This window comes from Allosalinactinospora lopnorensis (genome assembly GCF_000981225.1).
Classification (GTDB): Bacteria; Actinomycetota; Actinomycetes; order Streptosporangiales; family Streptosporangiaceae; genus Allosalinactinospora; species Allosalinactinospora lopnorensis.
On sequence record NZ_LAJC01000024.1, the window covers coordinates 1 to 16,530 of the forward strand.

The window sequence follows — 16,530 nt, forward strand, 5'->3', positions numbered from 1 at the left end:
TCGTGTGCGGCCGGCGCCAGCGACGCCGTGGTCCGGCTGCCGACCGACGCCGGGCCGTGCACGGAGCCGGAGTGGCCGATGACCACCCGGATCCGTTCGGGCGGCAGTCCGAGTTCCTCCCGGAGGAGATCGGTGAGCACCGACGTGATGCCGGTACCGATGTCCTGCGCCGCCGTGCGTGCCACGACCGCACCCTGCTCCACGGTCAGTTCCACCTCGGCGCCCGGGTCGACCTGGTGGATCCAGTTGGACGCGGCCACACCGACGCCGCGGCGGAAGCGCCCCGTCCGCCCGCCCGGCGAAGGACGCTCCAGCCAGGCCGGCAGGGCCGCCGCCCAGTCGTAGAGCGCGCGCCGTTTGGGATTGCCGTCCCACCGGCGGCGCAGCGCCACGGGATCCTCGTCCAGCCGGTGCGCCATCTCGTCCACGGCCTGCTCCAGCGCCCACGCCATGGGAGGTCCGCCGGGGGCGCGGAACGGCGTGCCCGGCGGGTGGTTGGTGACGGTGTCGAAGTCCCGGAGCCGCCGGGGCGCGTGGCCGTACATGAGCCGGGCCCACAGGGCCACCACGGAACCGACTGAGGCCCCTCCCTCGCCGTAGGTGTCCATGCTCAGTGCGGCGAGGTCGCCGTTCTCGTCGGCGAGGAGCGCCAGCGCGGTCCGGGTTCCCGGGCGGCTGCCCGGGTCGGTCAGCTCCTCGCGCCGGTCGAGCACGACCCGGACCGGTGCCCGCGCCGCTTTGGCGAGTTCGACGGCGGCGACGGTCTCCGTGGTCAGTCCGCTCTTGGAGCCGAATCCGCCGCCAACGTGCTCGGCGGTGACGTGCACCCGCTCGGGAGCGAGGCCCCACCGCTCCGCGGCCTGCTCGGCGAGCATGCCGATCGTCTGGGTGGAGACGTACAGGTGGAGTTCGCCGCTCTCGTCCCAGTAGGCGAGGCAGGCGTGCGGCTCCAGAGGGGTGTGCGTCTGCACCGGTGTGCTGAACACGCCGGTGACCAGCCGGGGGTTCTCGCGCTTCCGGGCCGCGGTGAGCCGGCGCATCGCCGTACCCGGGCGCCAGCTCAAGCTCGGGCCGGCGGGACCGCGCACGTTGCCCCGCCAGCGCGCCGGGCGCTTCGTGCCCTCCATGTTGGAGGCCGCCGCGTTCCGGGCCCGGCGGTCCGGGTAGACGAGGGAGGCGGCGGGCTCCGCGGCCCGGTCCGGGTCCAGGACCGGATCGAGCGTGTGGTAGTCGACGGCGACCTGCTCGGCCGCGGCCTCCGCCTTGGCCCGGGTGGGCGCGGCGACAGCGAGGACCGGCTGCCCGACGTAGCGGACGATGCGGTCCGGCGGCAGCAGTTCCACGTGCGCGGCGCCGGCGGCGTCGATGACCCGCACCCGGGCGTGCGCCACGGGCGAGCGGACGATCACCGCCTCCAGGCAGTCATCGAGCGCACGTCGGTGGTATAGCGGGCTCGGCCGGTCACCTTCTCCATCGCCTCGGTCCGCGGCCAGGCGGTGTTCGCGGCCTCGTCGTCGTGCCCGCCGGCGCAGGCTGCGGCGATCGCCGCGTAGATCCCCGGGTAGGCGCCGCATCGGCACACGTGCCCGGCCATCGCGTCGGCGATCACGTCGCGTTCCGGTGCGGTGTCGCCGTGCTCGGCGCGCCAGCGATCGACGAACGCCGCGGCCTCCACGACGAAGCCGGGGGTGCAGTACCCGCACTGCAGGGCGTCGTGGGCGGCGAACGCCCGCTGGACCGGGTGGGTGCCGTTGAGGCCTTCCACCGTCGTGATCGAGCGGTCCTCGACCGCGGTACCGGGAAGGACGCAGGAAGCGGTGGGCGTGCCGTCGACGAGAACGGTGCACGCCCCGCAGACGCCCGTTCCGCAGACGAGTTTGGTCCCGGTGAGCCCGAGGCGGTCGCGCAGGAGCTCGGCGGCGGTGGTGTCCGGATCGGTGTTGACGCCAGTGGCCGCGCCGTTGACAACGACGTCCATCGGGTTCTCCCTGGTGGTAAGGGCTTCGATTGGCGTGGCGTCGAGGTCGACGCCATGTTGACAACGTCAACTGGGTGTCACCCTAGGGTTCTGTGTTGACGTTGTCAACACAGAGGGAGGGCGTAGTAGTGTTTCGGCATGTTCGCAGCGCAGAGAGCGCACGCTCCCGGGGGGCAGCTCCCTGATGGGCGGTTACCCGCCACCACCCGTGACCGACTGGTGGCGGCGGCTTCCGATCTGCTGGCGGAGGGAGGAACGGGGGCGGTGACACTGCGCGGGGTGGGGGAGCGCGCGGGGGTGTCCCGGACCGCGCCCTACCGGCACTTCCGGGACAAGGACGATCTGCTGGCCGCGGTCGCCGCGGCGGCGTTCCAGCAGCTGTACCAGGACATGGCGACGGCGGTGGCCGCCGCACCGTCGCCCGTTCCGGAGGCGCTGCGCCGGGCCTGCCGCGCCTATGTCCGGTTCGGGCTGTCCTGGCCGGAGCACTACCGGCTGATCTTCCACGAACGCCTGGTCGAGGAGGAGCATTCCGAGCTCACCAAGAGCATCCCGGAGGGGATTCAGTACTTCGTCGCCCTCCTCACCAGAGGGCAGCAGGCGGAGGAGGTACGCTCCGGAGACGCTCAGGACCTGACCATCCTCACCTGGTCGGCACTGCACGGCCTGGTCACCCTCGCCCAGTCCGGCCACCTGGTTCGCAAGGGGATCGAATCGGAGGAGGCGCTGGCGCGTCTGCTCGACGAACTGGTCGCCGGGTTGGAGGTGTGAAGCGCGATGTCCGACATCCACGCCATTCCGAAAGCGGAACTGCACGTCCACATCGAGGGCACCCTGGAACCCGAGATGGCGTTCGCGCTGGCCGAGCGCAACGGCCTGGCACGGCCCGCCGCCTCGATCGAGGAGCTGCGCGCCCGCTACCGCTTCCGCGATCTGCAGTCCTTCCTGGACATCTACTACGCCAACATGGCCGTTCTGCGCACCGCGACCGACTTCCACGACCTGGCCGGCGCCTACTTCAGGCGTGCGGCGGCCCAGGGGGTGCGCCACGCCGAGGTCTTCTTCGACCCCCAGGCGCACCTGGCGCGCGGGGTCCCGATGCAGGCCGTCGTCGAGGGGCTGTACTCGGCCGTTGAGGAGGCGCGCGCACGCGGCCTCTCGGCCGACCTGATCATGTGCTTCCTGCGCGACGTCCCCGCTGAGGACGCCCTGCGCACCCTGCGCCGGGCCGAGCCGTTCCTGGACCGCATCATCGGCGTGGGGCTGGACTCCGCGGAGGTAGGGCACCCTCCGGACGCGTTCGCTGAGGTCTTCTCGCTGGCCAGGACTATGGGCCTGCACGCGGTGGCGCATGCCGGGGAGGAGGGGCCGCCCGCCTATGTCCGCACGGCGCTGGACGTGCTCGGGGCGCGGCGCATCGACCACGGAATCCGCGCCCTGGAGGACCCGCGGCTGGTGGCGCGGTTGCGCGAGGAGCGCGTGCCGCTGACCGTATGCCCACTGTCGAACGTGCGGCTGCGCGTGGTGGACACGCTCAGCGCCCACCCGCTGCCGCGCATGCTGAGCGAGGGGCTGCTGGCCACGGTCAACTCCGACGACCCGGCCTACTTCGGCGGCTACGTGGCGGACAACTACGCAGCGGTGCGCGACGAGCTGGGGCTTTCGCAAGCGGAGCTGCGGCAGCTGGCGGTCAATTCCTTCGAGGCGTCGTTCCTGTCCGGCGAGCGCAAGGCGGAGCTCGCCGCCGAGGTGTTCGCCTGGGCTTTGGAACAGCAGTGAGGGGGGAACCGGGGCCGGGTCCGATTCGCGCGGCGCGGGCACGGATCCGGGTCCCGCGGCGGGTCAGGTGTCCGTGGGGGCATAGAGCCAGTCGAGGTCGGAGTAGTCGTCCGCGGCGCGTGTGGTGAGGATCCGGTCGCGCAGCGCCGGCACGAGGTCGCCCTCGGCGTGCCAGAGATCGCCCCACCACCGGGCTCTGCGCTGGACCAGAGCCGTACGGGCCATGCGCTGTTCCTGATAGGCGTGGAACGCCGGGACCACTTCACCGTTGTGGCGGGCGAGTTCCCGTGCCAGGCGGTCGGCGTCCTCGATCGCCTGGCACGCGCCCTGTGCGAGGTACTGCAGCATCGGGTGCGCGGCGTCACCGAGGAGGGTGGTCCGGCCGCGGGTCCAGGTGGGCAGGGGCTCCTGGTCGTACATCGGCCAGCGCCGGTCGGTGCCGAGGAGGGCGATCGAAGCCCGCACCTGAGTACACCCGCTGGAGAACGCCTCGTCGAGCTCCTCTTTCGTCCCCCAGTCGGCGGTCGCCTCGATCTCAGGGCGGTAGCGCGTACTCCGGAACACGGCGACCTGGTTGAACAGTTCGCCGCGGCGGATCGGGTACTGCACGAGGTGCTTGCCCGGCCCGATCCAGACGACCTCATCGCTCTCCCGCACGGAGATGCCGATGTCGTCCAGCGGCACCGCGCCGCGGTAGGCGACGTAGCGGGCGCAGACGGGCCTGGAGTCGTGGATGTGCCCCCGCACGGCCGACCACAGCCCGTCGGCGCCGATGACGGCGCCGCAGTGGTAGACCCGGCCGTCGGCGGTGCTCACCCGGACCGAATCGGACCGGTCGTCGACGCCCACCGCGGTCGTGTCCGACTCCATCGTCACGAGCTCGCTCGCCCTGCAGGCATCGACCAGGACGGCGAGCAGGTCACCGCGGTGCATGACGATGTAGGGCTGGCCGTAGCGCTCGCGGAAGGCCGCCCCGAAATCCAGGGTCGCCAGGTGCCTCCCGGTTTCGGCGTGCATCATGAGTCCGCGCCGGAGCTCGACCGCCTCTGCGTGGATCTGCTCGATCAGACCGAGGCGGTCCAGGACACGGGTGGCGTTGGGGGCGAGCTGGAGTCCCGCCCCGATCTCGCCGAAGTCCTCGGCCTGCTCGATGACGTGGGCGGGGAAGCCACGGCGGGCGAGCGAGAGCGCTGCCGCCATTCCCCCGATGCCTCCGCCGACGATCAGGAGCGGAACACGACTGCCGGCCACCGGCCGCCACCTCCAACGAGCCTCACTGCGGCCGTCCGAAGCGGGGAGGAACACCGCGGTCACGGGTCCGCCGGTTCGGGATCCGGTTACCGTGCGCCCGGAGCTGGAGCCGGAGGTGGGTATTCGCCGCCTCGGCGGAATCGACGAATATTAGTTGGTATACGGAATATTTTTCGGCATGCTAGTTCCGGCCCAACAGCGCTGTCAATGGGAGGAGGGGCGGGGCTACCCCTGGTAGGCGATCCGCGCCATGAGTCCGGTGAAGACCGCGCGCTCCTCCTCGGGCAGCGGATCGAGGAGCAGGCGCTGCACCCGGGCCACATCGGGCGTGGCGTCGGCGAGGGTGCGGGTGCCTTCGGGGGTGAGGCGCAGCAGGTTGCGGCGTCCGTCTTGGGGGTCGCGGGTGCGTTCGAGCCAGCCGCGCCCGGCGAGGCGGGCCACGACGTCGGCGCAGCTCGTCTTGTCCAGCGAGACCCGAAAGCCCAGCGCGCGCTGGTCGACCCCCGGTTCCTGATGTATCGCGAGAAGCACCGCGTACTGCGGTGACGTCAGCCCGCGGTCGACGTGGCCGGCCCACAGCCGTTCGTGGACCTGCTGCACGACCCGGATCAGATGGCCGGGCGTCCACAGCAGCTCCGGAACCGCGAACCGTTCGCCCCTGGATCGGATCTCCACCGCGGTCACCCGGCGCTCGGGAGCGATGCCGGCACCGGTGATCCGGCGCAGAGTCCCCAGGAGCCGGTCGTGCTCTTCCCGTGCCAGGAGCCCGGCGAGGCGCTCCTGGGTGCGGATCACCCGGGGCGTGGCGTCGGCGAGGGTGCGGGTGCCTTCGGGGGTGAGGCGCAGCAGGTTGCGGCGTCCGTCTTGGGGGTCGCGGGTGCGTTCGAGCCAGCCGCGCCCGGCGAGGCGGGCCACGACGTCGGCGCAGCTCGTCTTGTCCAGCGAGGCATGGGAGCCCAGCGCGCGCTGGTCGATCCCCGGGGCGCGGGCGAGCGAGCCGAGCACGGCGTACTGCGGTGACGTCAGCCCGTGGTCGACGTGGCCGGCCCACAGCCGTTCGTGGACCTGCTGCACGACCCGGATCAGATGGCCGGGCGCCAGACGCAGCCCAGTGGGCAGGTCGATCGCCGCCGCACACGCCGGTGCGGATCCGCCACCCGTACCGGAGGAGCACCGGTCCACGCCGCCTCCTTTTTCCGGGGTGCGGGCAATGGGCGGGAAGCGCTTGAGAATCGTTTTCCGGTGCCCGCTGCAGCGGGTCCGGCCCGCCGGTCTTCTCCCTTTGAAGGCGGAGCGGTCCAACCGTTCCCATGCTGATTCTAGTTCGTATACAGACGGTGTTTCGGCGGGGCGCTCCCGCAGCGAGGCCGCCGGCGTTCTCTCCGCGTTCGCCTTGGAGCGCGCCATCCCCCGCGCGCCGTGCGCGCCCACCGAGGACCGCTCGCGGATTTCCCGACCCTGCTGGGCAGCACCTTCGGTGTCCCCCTGAGGAGGCCGGAGGAGATCCGCACCTGCTCGCGGCGAGCGGTGTTCCGGCCGGTGTCCCCGCGGCGCGGGCCGGCGGTGGGGCCGCCGATACCGCACCAACGACCCGTACCGGGTAGGTCTTAATCCTCTTCGGCGTGTCACCGGGGAAGCGGGAAACTGCCAGTGTGGCAGTCGCAGTGCAGGAGAACGCCACCGCGCGGGTGTCGTCGCTGGACACCCTTCGGGCCTTCCTGGTCGCCTGGATCATCGGCGGCCATGCCCTGCTCGGCTACTCCTCGATCGGAGGGTGGGCCTACGACGAGGTCAACGAGGTCACGCTGAGCCCGCAGACCGAGCGTGTGCTGGCCCCCCTGCTCGGCCCTTCCGCGCTGTTCTTCATGGGCACCTTCTTCCTGGTGGCCGGGCTGTTCACGCCGCACTCGCTGGCCCGCAAGGGAACCGGGCGCTTCGCTCGGGACCGCCTCGTGCGGCTCGGCGTGCCGTTCCTGGCCACCATCCTGGTGCTGTGGCCGCTGTTCCTCTGGCTCACCTACCTCGCAGCGGGGCGGGAGGCGACGTACTGGGGGATGCTCACCGGGCGCCACCGGATCCTGGATGCCGGTGCGCTCTGGTTCACCGAGGTACTGCTGATCTTCTCCCTGGCCTACGCGGCATGGCGCCTGCTGCCCCGGCGCGGGCTCGCGCGCACCGCACCGCGGATCAGCGGTGCCTGGCTGGCCTGGCTGGCCGTGGTCATCGCGCTGGTCACGTTCGCGGTGCGGCTGTGGTTCCCCGCGCGGAGCACCCAGATCGGCGACCTGCACGTGTGGCAGTGGCCCCAGTTGGCCGCCATGTTCGCCCTGGGCATCGCCTGGGCGCGCCATGGATTGGCCGAGCGTGTGCCGCGGCGGCTGTGGCACGAAAGCGGCGCGGTCGCGCTGCTCACCATCGTCGCCGTCCCGGGTATCGCCGGTGCCATGGGGGTGAACAGCCTTGCCGGCGACGACACCCCGTTCCTGGGCGGGTGGAACATCGAGGCGATGCTCATGGCCTCAGCCGAGGCGGTGCTGGTGGTGTTCGGATCGATATGGCTGCTGGGAGCCGCCCAGCGCGTGTTCTCCCACGCCGGGAGATTCTCCAGGGCCCTCGCCAGGAGTTCGTTCGCGGCGTTCATTCTGCAGGGCCCGGTGCTGCTCGGGCTCGCGGTCGCGCTCCGGCCGCTGGGGCTGCCGGCCGAGGCGAAGGCGGCCGCGGTGGCCGTGCTGGGCATCGTGGTGTGCTTCGCGCTGGGCTGGCCGGCCGTTACCCGCACCAGGCTCGGCCGCTTCATGTGATCCGGCGCCACCGGGCCTGCGGCCCGGGCACGCTCACCGCTCCAGCATGGGCAGTTCGATGGCCGGGCACAGGTCCATGACCATGTCCGCACCGGCCTCGCGTACCCGGCCGTAGGCCGCTTCGTCGATCACCCCGAGCTGGAACCAGACCGCCTTGGCGCCAACGGCGACCGCCTGGTCGGCGATGTCCCCGGCCTGACTGGAGTTGACGAACACATCCACCACGTCCACCGGGAAGGGGATCTCGGCGAGGCTGGCGTACCCCGGTTCGCCGTGCACGGTCTCCGCCTTCGGGTGCACCGGGACCACGCGCTTGCCGTGCCGCTGCAGCACCCGGGCCACGCCGTGGGCGGCCCGCGCCGTGTTGGTGGACAGGCCGACGACGGCCCAGGTGTCGCCCGACTCGGTGAGGATTCTGCGGACGGTCGCCGCATCGCTGTAACCCGCCATATCAGCTACAACCCTTGGCATTCGGGGGATGTTTCCGCGAGCCGGCCACATCCTGGTCGGCGGCCGGGCCCGCGCGCCCCCGCCACTCGTCGCCCACTGCCGGTTCTGCTCTTCGGAGCGGTCGCAGTAGCCGGGGGTACCCGCTTCGGGGTCCTTCCCGCAACGCGCAATACTGTCCGTCCGAACGGACGGTAGTGGAGGACATGATGAAGATCGCCGGCTCGACGGTTCTGCTGACCGGAGCGAACGGAGGAATCGGGCGGGCCATCGCCCATGCGCTCGCGGCCAGGGGCGCCGACCTGATCGTCAGTGGGCGGCGCGCGGAGGCGCTGCGGTCGGCGATGTCCGGACTGTCCGTCCGGACCGTCGTCGCCGACCTGGCCGAGGCGGCCGACGTCGAACGGCTCGCGGAGGAGGCCGGGAACGTCGACATTCTGATCGCCAACGGGGCGCTGCCGGCAAGCGGTGCGCTGCTGGACTACACCCCTGAGCAGATCGACCGGTCGCTGACGGTCAACCTCCGATCGCAGATCATGCTGTGCCGGTTGCTGGCACCGGCGATGAGCGAGGCGGGTCGCGGACACATCGTGCTGGTCGGCTCTCTCTCGGGGAAGACCGCCTCTCCGGCCGCGTCGCTGTACAACGCGACCAAGTTCGGGTTGCGCGGGTTCGCGCACGGCTTCCGTCAGGATCTGCACGGCACCGGCGTCGGGGTGTCGGTGGTGCAGCCTGGTTTCGTCCGCGACGCGGGCATGTTCGCCGCCACCGGCGCCGCCCCACCCGGGAAGGTCCGAACGGTCTCGCCCGAACAGGTGGCGACCGGAACCATCCGGGCGATCGAACACGACCGGGCCGAGGTGGACGTCGCACCGGCCGAGCTGCGGCTGGGCAGCTCCATCGCCGGCCTGTTCCCTGCTCTGGCGGCCAGGGTGCAGCGCCTGGCGCTGAAGGACGGCGCGCTGGAGCGGATCGTGGCCGGCCAGCGGCACAACCGCTGAGACCGGAGACGAAGCACGGCCTTCTCGCCGCGCGTGCGGCGGCCGACCGAGCCGCCGGAAGCGGGCCGCCCGGGACGGCGAGCACGCCGGAACAGGAAACCGCGATCAGTTCTCCGGAAATACGAAAACCGGTTCTCCGATCTTCGCCGGGCGTTCCTGCAGGGGTTTCTGCGATCTCCGCGCCCGGGCCGCCCCGCGGGCCGGAACAATTTAACCGGAAAGGCAACCTCTTGCGGGAGAACGATCTGGCCGCATGTGGTCGTATTTTCTCCCCAGAGGGAAGGAGGTGCTAGCGTCGCAGTTCCCCTCATTCTTCGGAATTCCGTCTTCCGGTTCCGAAGGGTCGGCAGGAATTTTGGAGATTCCTGATATGCGTATGCTGCGCCGGGCCGGGATCGCCACCGTTCTCGCGTTCTCCGCTCTTCCCGTTCTTTCGGGTGTCGCCGCGGCCGACTACGTCTGCGCGTCAGGCGAGTTCTGCCTCTACGAGAACAACGACTTCAACCGGGGCAACACCAACCACGTCCAGCAATGGCGAAACGACGACTACGACTACCGGAACAACAAGTGGTACAACAGCAATGACGTGCTCGACAATGAGGCCAGCTCGGTCCGGAACCGAGCCGGCTGCCGCGTGACCCTCTACCAGCACGTCGGCGGAACCGGAGCCAGGACTACGTTCAACAACGGGGCTGCTGACGGATACCTCCGCAACAACAGCATCGGCGACAACCGGGCCAGCGCCCACAACGTCCACTGCCGCTAAGGAGCGGCCGTTCCGGCCCCGGCCGTATTCGGGGGCCGGTCCGACGCCGCAACGCCCCCGATGGCCGGTGCGATGAGAAAACCGATACGAAAAGCGGTACTTGCGGTAACCGTTCTTATTTCCGTGGGGTACGGCGGGTACTACGTATTCTCGGCGAATGCGGAAACCGATGTCGCCGAGCAGGCCGACTTGGTCGGACTGGAACTCCCCCTGGATTCCTACCGCCTCGACCACGAAGCGGAATCAAACTACTATCGGGCCGAGGATCTCCTCGTCCGCGAGTGCATGGAGGACGCCGGATTCACATGGCACGTCCCCGACGATGTCTCACCGGGCGCCGATCCGAAACGCCGCCGGTATGGCGTCATCGATCCCGGCACCGCGAAGGAGTACGGCTACCATTTCCCGTCCGACTCCCGATCGCAGAGAACGGAGCGGCTGCGCGATCAGACCCTCCGGCAGCCTCGCGCCGAAGAGGCGTACTTCGGACCGGAATCCTCCGAGGGAAAGGGGTGTGCGGCGCGCGCGGACCGGAGACTGGGGCGCGGGGTCGTCCCGGCCGACTACGGACTACTCGCCGACCTCGACTGGCGGTCACTGGAGGACTCCGAGGACCACCCCGACGTCATGGCCGCCAAGCGCGCGTGGAGCACGTGTATGGACGCGCGCGGCTACTCCTACGGCACTCCCCGCGAGGCCGTGGAGGACCCGGCGTGGAACCTGGACGAACCCGCGGTCTCCGAGGAGGAGCGGAAGGTCGCCCGGGCCGACGCCGACTGCAAGTACGAGGCCGGAATGGTGGAGACCTGGGTGCAGGTCGAAACCGAGATCCAGCGCGGCATGATCGCCGAGAACGCCTCCGAACTGGAGCGGCTGCGGCAGGCCGGCAGTGCCTGCCGCGAGAACGCCCGGGCGGTGCTTGAGGAACTGGGCCACCGCTCCGATCCCGCACGCGAGGAAGCCCCCGTCTTCGGCGGCAATGCTGTCGGCGAATCCGGAGTCGCCACCCCATCGTAGGCGCTGATCGCGCACCGGTGGCCCAGCGGATCTGCTTCCTCGGTTCCATCAAATGGCTGGAGCGGCGCCCGTTCGACGCTCACGACCTGGGCGCACTCGCCGCTCATCGCGACCGGATGCCGGGCGCGGACGGGTCCACGCCGCTCCTGGCGGTCTCACGGGGTGGAACAGCGGTCGGGGGCGTTGCCACGTTCGGCCCGGAAGAGCTGCTCGCCGCCTGGCGGTAAGGAGTCCCGGTCGGTGTGCCGTGGGCGGAGTGGACAATCTCCTTTTCGTGGAGTCGGGCCACCCAGCAGCCCCGCCCCAGTGATCAGTATCCCGCGGGGTATCCGGTCTACGCGGGGAGAGAGCGGTGGGGCTCGGTGGCAACCGCGACGCGTGCGCCCCGATCAGGGGGCGCACGCGTCCTGCCGGTGCGGAGGAGGCGCGGACCTCGGCGCCGCAGGTCACATCTCCAGGAGGTCGGCCCACCCGATGATCCATACGCAGATGCACACGAGGCCGAGGACGCCGATCCAGGCCCAGGCCATCATCGCCCGGGAGGGGAGGAACTCGCGTTCCTGTGGCGTCGTGAAGTTGTCCTTGATCGCCTTGATGTTCAGCCAGAAGATGACCGGCGAGAACAGCAGGGCCAGAACGGAGGCGATCTGGATCACGATGACGGGCTTCGGCAGGCCGATGATGATGGCCGAGCCGGCGATGAGCCACAGGAGTTGGAACCCGCGGTAGAGGGCCACACGCACCCTGGGTGTGTCGAGGGATGTGCGCAACCGGACGCAGCACTCCTGGAAGATGCGGGGCTGGCCGTCGAAGTAGGTCAGCGTGGTCGAGAACAGGGCCGCTACCCCGCCGGCGATGATGATCGGGAACACCCAGGCGCCGAACGTGTCGGTGTACATGCGGGCGATGGTCGCCCCCATCTCGGAACTCTCGGGCACCAGCCCGATCGGGTGGAGCACCACCGCCCCGACGATCAGGAAGGCCAGCCCGGTCAGTCCGGAGACGACGTAGCTGATGTTCATGTCGCGCTTGAACAGTTTGAAGTTGTTGCGCAGGTAGTTCGGCGCGAGCTCGACCCGGTAGCCCTGGCGTTCGAGGTGGCGGACCATGGCCATGCCGGCCTTCTTGTCCACGGCCCAGTTCGACTGCATCGGCGAGATCTCAAGAGTCGTCGGGAAGTAGCCGAACATGGCGCCGAGCAGCACCAGGGCGCCGGCCGGCGCGAGGGCCGGTACCAGGTTCGCCACGTATTCGCCCGGGGGCGGCATCCGCAGGAGGAACGCCACCAGCACGGCGACGCAGAAAACGATGATGCAGAGCTTGACGGCCTTTTCCAGTGCCGCGTACCTACCGGTCCACAGGATGGCGATGCACGCCAGCAGTACCAGGATTCCCCAGGCCGAGAGCGGTAGGAACGGGAAAGCCGCCCAGAGCATGGCCGCGCACCCGAGCGCGCGTCCCGCGGTGCCGAAAGTGTTCGCGATCGACTGGAAAAGCAGGTACCACAGCGGCCACTGGCCGCGCCCCCTGCCAATGCGCTCGTAGGCGTCCATGATGCTCTCACCGCGCACGACCGTGTAGCGGTGCGCGAACTCAAAGGCGCAGTACTTGAGGATGTAGGCGACCGGGATGATCCAGAGGAGGGTGTAGCCCCACTGCGCACCGGCGGTGGGCGCGTGGATGATGTGGCTGGCCCCGATGCCGGTCATCGCGGCCGCGATCCCCGGCCCCATCGCCTTCCAGGTGTCGCGGATCCCCGTTCCCGGGGCTTCCAGCCGGATCGTCGGTTTCCGGGCCGTTTCGCCGCGCCGGGAATCCCTGGAGGAGCCGGTATTCGTGCTGTCCGGGTCGGAGGATGCGGATCCGGCCGGAGGGGCCTGGCTTTTCACGACCTCGACGTCGTCCGGGTCGCCGTTGTTCGAGTCATCGGTGTTCGGGCGCATAACAGAGACTCCGTTGGTCCGGTAAGAATGCGTACAACCGCTGTGGCCGCCGCGAGGGGCTCGCCGGTCGGCGGCCTTGGCCGAGCGGCGCCGGTCCCAGCGGTGCGGGACGGCGCGTTGGGCGGAGAACGGCGTTCACGTGGCTCCCTTGTGCGGGTCGGCGGTCGGTGGAGGACTCCGCGCAGCGAAGGCCGCTGGCTGGTACGGGCCGATCGGTCGGGTAGGGAGCCGGGCGGGAATCGGGCCGGTACGGCTCGCACGGCGGCGGTTCTGTCGCGGTGCACTTGCGTGGGGGCGTCGGCTGGCGCCTGGTAGCGCACGCGGGCGCTTGATGTAACGCTTTTCTGTAATGCTTTACATAACGTAGAACATCGCCCGAGAGAGTGTCAACGGTCACACTTCCCGCCTCCCTCTTGACGGGCACTGAGCCTGTGAGTCGCAGAGAATACCTGCTCAGACCTGGTCGGCCACCTCGTGGGCGGCCGCGCTCGGCCGCCGTGCGGACGCCCATTGACACGCTTCGGCCGGGCGGGCTACGGTCATATGTAAAGGGTTACAGAAAAGCGTTACATAACCCGTCTTCCGAGCGATCGAGCTCATTTGAATCTCCCGATCCCACCGAGTCCCCGGTTCCGCGGCCGTAGTGGCCGTACACGTTGGCCGGAAGCCGAGAGGACGCGTCATGGAAGGGCCGCAGTAATGGCTGACAAGGACTACGTCGACTCCGACGCCAACGAGGCGCGCAAGCACAACATTCTGGCGCTCTCCTACGCCGAGGTGGCCGAGCGCCTGAACGAGGAGGGGCAGGACGTCGTCCTGGTCCCGTTGGGCAGTACGGAGAAGCACGGCGCGCACATCCCGCTGGGCACGGACAGCTACGTGACGATGGAGGTCGTCGAGCGGACGGCCAGAGCAGGCGATGTCCTGTACTCACCGCTGGTGCCGTTCGGGTACTCGCCGCACCACATGGGGCGGCACCTCGAAGGGGCCGGAACGGTCACGCTGCGCGCGGAGACCTACCGCCGGGTGATGAGCGACGTCGCGCGCAGCCTCATCTACCACGGCTTCCGCAAGATCCTCTTCGTGAGCCACCACGGGTCGAACACCAAACCGATCGACGAGATCATGCGCCAGCTGCGCTACGACACCGGCGCCTACATCTCCTACTACAAGACCCCCACCGAGCGGGACGCCAGCGTGGTGCAGGACCTGTTCGACAACCCTCCGGAGGAGACACCGGGCTGGCACTCCAGCGAGCTGGAGACGTCGGTCCTGATGGCCACCGCCGACGGCCTGGTGAACATGGACCGCGCCGTGAAGGACAGGGCGCACGCACCCGCCTACATGACCGACGCGTTCTCCAAGTCCGACGGCACGGCGACGGTGAAGTTCCGCGGCTCCGAGAACATCTGGGTACCGATGGAGCACCACGAGTACTGCGACACCGCCGTGATCGGCAACCCGTTCCGCTCCAACAGGGACAAGGGACTGGCGATGCTGGACCGGATGGCCGAACACCTCACCGCCTACGTCGAGGAGGTCCGGCAGTTCAAGGTCGAGGTCTTCCAGAGCGACTACCCGGAGCGGGCCTGAGAACGGCGAAGGAGGCGACAATGCCTGAGGTGGACGCCGCGGCCCTGCGACTGCTCCGCGAGGACCTGGTCGCCGTCTCCCGGCGCGGCTACGAGCGCGGGCTCGTGCCGGGGGTGAGCGGCAACAACAGCCTGCGGGTCCCCGGGACCGACCGGGTGCTGATCAAGGCGAGCGGCGGGTGCATGGGGGAGATGGACATCTCCGACACGGTGCTGATGAGTCTTGACGGGGAGGTCCTGGACCAGGGGCGTGTGCCGTCCAAGGAATGGCGGTGGCACCTGGCGCTCTACCGCGCGCGCCCCGAGGTCGGCGGTATCGCCCACCTGCACCCGCCGCACTCGGTGGCGTTCGCCGTGGCCAACCGGCCGGTTCCCCTGGTGCATACCGCCGGACGCGGGCACCTGCGGCGGGTCGCCGCGGTGGACCTGTTCCCCGCCGGCTCCGCCGAACTCGCCGATGCTGTCGTCTCGGCGTTCTCCGACCCGGAGGTGCATGGTGCCGTGCTGCGCGAGCATGGCACTATTACCGTGGGCCCGGACATCCGTGCCGCGCATTACCGGACCGAGTACCTCGACGACTGCGCCAGGGTGGCGCTGCTGGCCGCGCGGATCCAGGGGACCGACCCGAACAGCCTGCCGCTCGCGGTCGACACCGCGCCGTTGGCCGAGGTAACCGGATGAAAGCGCCTGTCGTCCTGCTCGCGACAATGGACACCAAAGCCGCCGAGGTCGAGTTCCTCCGGGCCGAGCTGCTCGCCCGCGGCCATTCGGTGCGCGTGGTCGACGTCGGCCTGAGCCCCGTCGACGACGGCGTCGACGCCCCCGCCAGGGTGGTCGCCGCGGCGGCGGGCCAGCAGCTTGAGGAGCTGCGGGCCGGCGCCCGAAGGGACGAGGCGATGGCGGTCATGGCCGCCGGTGCCCACGAGGTGCTGGGCAGGTGGCACGCCGCCGGCGAACTGGCCGGGGTGTTGGCGCTCGGCGGCAACCAGGGGACCTCGATCGCCGCGGCGGCGATGCGCGAGCTCCCCTACGGCATCCCGAAGCTGATCGTGTCGACCGTGGCGTCCGGCAACGTGCGCGAGTACGTAGGCGACAGCGACGTCACGCTGATGTTCTCGGTCGCCGACCTCCTGGGCGGTGCGAACCCGGTGGTGGCCGGCGTCCTGCGCCGCGCCGCCGCAGCGATGGCCGGGATGGCGGCGGCGGGCGCGGGCGACGCGCTCGCGGAGACCCACGGCGACCACCGACCGCTGGTCGCGCTGACCGCGTTCGGCAACACCCACGGCGCCGTGACGGCCGCGATGTCCGTGCTCTCGGAGTCCGATGTGTCCGCGGTGCCGTTCCACGCGTCCGGTGCCTGCGGGTCCGCGATGGAGCGGCTGATCGACAGCGGCATGTTCCACGGGGTACTCGACCTGACGACGCACGAACTGCTGGGCGAACTGTTCCCGGCCGACATCTACGCCCCCGTGCGCCCCGGCCGGCTCACCGCGGCGGGCAGGGCCGGGATCCCCCAGGTGGTGGCGCCCGGAGGGCTGGAGTACCACTGCTTCGGCGGGGCCGGCACGATCCCCGCGGAGCTTCGGAACCGGCCGACCCACTACCACAACCCGAACAACACCAATGTGCGCGCCACCGCCGACGAGCTGGTGACGGTGGCCGAGGAGCTGGCGGAGCGGCTCAACGCGTCGACCGGGGCGGTCGCCGTCCTCGTGCCCGCACTGGGCTGGTCGGCCGTCGGGAGTCCCGGGGGAGTGCTGCACGATCCCGCGGCCAACGAGGCCTTCACCCGAACACTGCGCGCGCGGCTGTCGTCGAGAGTCGTGCTGCGCGAGCTGGAGACGACCATCAACGACCCGGTTTTCGCGACCACGGCCGCGGAGACGCTGCTGGAGCTGCTGCGCGACCATCCGGCCGCCCGCCGCGAGCTCCCGGTGCAATAGCCGGTGTCCCGG

At 70.2% G+C, this 16,530-nt stretch carries 16 protein-coding genes; 10 read left to right on the plus strand and 6 right to left on the minus strand.

The genetic code is table 11. The features are described 5' to 3' along the window. Both VS93_RS10840 and VS93_RS31485 read right to left on the minus strand, forming a co-directional pair. Positions 1-1,409: xanthine dehydrogenase family protein molybdopterin-binding subunit (locus tag VS93_RS10840; protein ID WP_236700476.1), on the minus strand; the 1,409-nt coding region annotated here is incomplete at its 3' end. Further along, entirely contained in the window at positions 1,406-1,978 is a 573-nt protein-coding gene (locus VS93_RS31485; RefSeq protein ID WP_052745677.1) for a (2Fe-2S)-binding protein, read from the minus strand. The genes VS93_RS10840 and VS93_RS31485, both read right to left, overlap by 4 nt. 138 nt (positions 1,979-2,116) lie before the next feature. Here VS93_RS31485 and VS93_RS10845 point away from each other — a divergent pair, with 138 nt between their 5' ends. Both VS93_RS10845 and VS93_RS10850 read left to right on the plus strand, forming a co-directional pair. Further along, positions 2,117-2,749: a TetR/AcrR family transcriptional regulator gene (locus VS93_RS10845; protein ID WP_046469836.1), complete on the plus strand. Its 633-nt coding sequence runs from the start codon at positions 2,117-2,119 to the stop codon at positions 2,747-2,749. Positions 2,750-2,755: 6 nt separating this feature from the next. Further along, positions 2,756-3,757 carry an adenosine deaminase gene (locus tag VS93_RS10850; RefSeq protein ID WP_046469837.1) on the plus strand — a complete coding sequence of 334 codons (1,002 nt, stop codon included), beginning with the start codon at positions 2,756-2,758 and terminating at the stop codon, positions 3,755-3,757. Between the two features lie 63 nt (positions 3,758-3,820). On the opposite strand, the gene VS93_RS10855 is transcribed toward VS93_RS10850, so the two are convergent. Together VS93_RS10855 and VS93_RS26925 are read right to left on the minus strand one after the other, a co-directional pair. Beyond that, a complete protein-coding gene (locus tag VS93_RS10855; RefSeq protein ID WP_201776612.1) occupies positions 3,821-5,008 on the minus strand; it encodes an FAD-dependent monooxygenase in 1,188 nt (395 codons plus the stop codon). A 225-nt stretch (positions 5,009-5,233) separates the two neighbouring features. Continuing rightward, positions 5,234-6,190, minus strand: a complete 957-nt coding sequence (locus VS93_RS26925; RefSeq protein ID WP_052745678.1) for a MarR family winged helix-turn-helix transcriptional regulator — start codon at positions 6,188-6,190, stop codon at positions 5,234-5,236. Between the two features lie 470 nt (positions 6,191-6,660). Between VS93_RS26925 and VS93_RS10865 the strand changes: the two genes are divergently transcribed. Beyond that, positions 6,661-7,809, plus strand: coding sequence for an acyltransferase family protein (locus VS93_RS10865; protein WP_162231672.1), 1,149 nt, complete (start codon positions 6,661-6,663; stop codon positions 7,807-7,809). 33 nt (positions 7,810-7,842) lie between these two features. On the opposite strand, the gene VS93_RS10870 is transcribed toward VS93_RS10865, so the two are convergent. Then, positions 7,843-8,259, minus strand: coding sequence for a CoA-binding protein (locus VS93_RS10870; protein WP_046469839.1), 417 nt, complete (start codon positions 8,257-8,259; stop codon positions 7,843-7,845). A gap of 203 nt (positions 8,260-8,462) precedes the next feature. Between VS93_RS10870 and VS93_RS10875 the strand changes: the two genes are divergently transcribed. From VS93_RS10875 to VS93_RS10890, 4 genes are all read left to right on the plus strand, one after another. Continuing rightward, on the plus strand, positions 8,463-9,257 hold the full coding sequence (locus tag VS93_RS10875) for an SDR family NAD(P)-dependent oxidoreductase (protein ID WP_236700477.1): 795 nt from the start codon (positions 8,463-8,465) through the stop codon (positions 9,255-9,257). A gap of 370 nt (positions 9,258-9,627) precedes the next feature. Continuing rightward, positions 9,628-10,023: a peptidase inhibitor family I36 protein gene (locus tag VS93_RS10880; RefSeq protein ID WP_162231673.1), complete on the plus strand. Its 396-nt coding sequence runs from the start codon at positions 9,628-9,630 to the stop codon at positions 10,021-10,023. 189 nt (positions 10,024-10,212) lie between these two features. Next, positions 10,213-11,040 (plus strand): hypothetical protein, encoded by an 828-nt coding sequence (locus tag VS93_RS10885; protein WP_162231674.1) that lies wholly within the window; start codon positions 10,213-10,215, stop codon positions 11,038-11,040. 17 nt (positions 11,041-11,057) lie between these two features. Further along, entirely contained in the window at positions 11,058-11,267 is a 210-nt protein-coding gene (locus VS93_RS10890; RefSeq protein ID WP_052745679.1) for a hypothetical protein, read from the plus strand. A gap of 219 nt (positions 11,268-11,486) precedes the next feature. On the opposite strand, the gene VS93_RS10895 is transcribed toward VS93_RS10890, so the two are convergent. After that, positions 11,487-12,983, minus strand: coding sequence for an Nramp family divalent metal transporter (locus VS93_RS10895; protein WP_082126802.1), 1,497 nt, complete (start codon positions 12,981-12,983; stop codon positions 11,487-11,489). A gap of 699 nt (positions 12,984-13,682) precedes the next feature. On the opposite strand from VS93_RS10895, the gene VS93_RS10900 reads away from it, so the two are divergent. From VS93_RS10900 to VS93_RS10910, 3 genes are read left to right on the plus strand one after another with little or no spacing between them, the layout of a single operon-like run. Next, positions 13,683-14,576 carry a creatininase family protein gene (locus VS93_RS10900; RefSeq protein WP_046469843.1) on the plus strand — a complete coding sequence of 298 codons (894 nt, stop codon included), beginning with the start codon at positions 13,683-13,685 and terminating at the stop codon, positions 14,574-14,576. A 20-nt stretch (positions 14,577-14,596) separates the two neighbouring features. Further along, complete coding sequence (locus VS93_RS10905) at positions 14,597-15,256, plus strand: class II aldolase/adducin family protein (protein ID WP_052745680.1); 660 nt, start codon at positions 14,597-14,599, stop codon at positions 15,254-15,256. After that, positions 15,253-16,518: a Tm-1-like ATP-binding domain-containing protein gene (locus VS93_RS10910; RefSeq protein WP_046469844.1), complete on the plus strand. Its 1,266-nt coding sequence runs from the start codon at positions 15,253-15,255 to the stop codon at positions 16,516-16,518. The genes VS93_RS10905 and VS93_RS10910 overlap by 4 nt, the downstream gene beginning before the upstream one ends. Positions 16,519-16,530: the final 12 nt, after the last annotated feature.

Bases quoted from the DNA above. Each gene is read 5' to 3' on its own strand.
- VS93_RS10870 (WP_046469839.1), bottom strand. From the start codon at position 8,259: ATGGCGGGTTACAGCGATGCGGCGACCGTCCGCAGAATCCTCACCGAG.
- VS93_RS10895 (WP_082126802.1), bottom strand. From the start codon at position 12,983: ATGCGCCCGAACACCGATGACTCGAACAACGGCGACCCGGACGACGTC.
- VS93_RS10905 (WP_052745680.1), top strand. From the start codon at position 14,597: ATGCCTGAGGTGGACGCCGCGGCCCTGCGACTGCTCCGCGAGGACCTG.
- VS93_RS10875 (WP_236700477.1), top strand. From the start codon at position 8,463: ATGATGAAGATCGCCGGCTCGACGGTTCTGCTGACCGGAGCGAACGGA.
- VS93_RS10880 (WP_162231673.1), top strand. From the start codon at position 9,628: ATGCGTATGCTGCGCCGGGCCGGGATCGCCACCGTTCTCGCGTTCTCC.
- VS93_RS10900 (WP_046469843.1), top strand. From the start codon at position 13,683: ATGGCTGACAAGGACTACGTCGACTCCGACGCCAACGAGGCGCGCAAG.
- VS93_RS10850 (WP_046469837.1), top strand. From the start codon at position 2,756: ATGTCCGACATCCACGCCATTCCGAAAGCGGAACTGCACGTCCACATC.
- VS93_RS10845 (WP_046469836.1), top strand. From the start codon at position 2,117: ATGTTCGCAGCGCAGAGAGCGCACGCTCCCGGGGGGCAGCTCCCTGAT.
- VS93_RS10910 (WP_046469844.1), top strand. From the start codon at position 15,253: ATGAAAGCGCCTGTCGTCCTGCTCGCGACAATGGACACCAAAGCCGCC.
- VS93_RS31485 (WP_052745677.1), bottom strand. From the start codon at position 1,978: ATGGACGTCGTTGTCAACGGCGCGGCCACTGGCGTCAACACCGATCCG.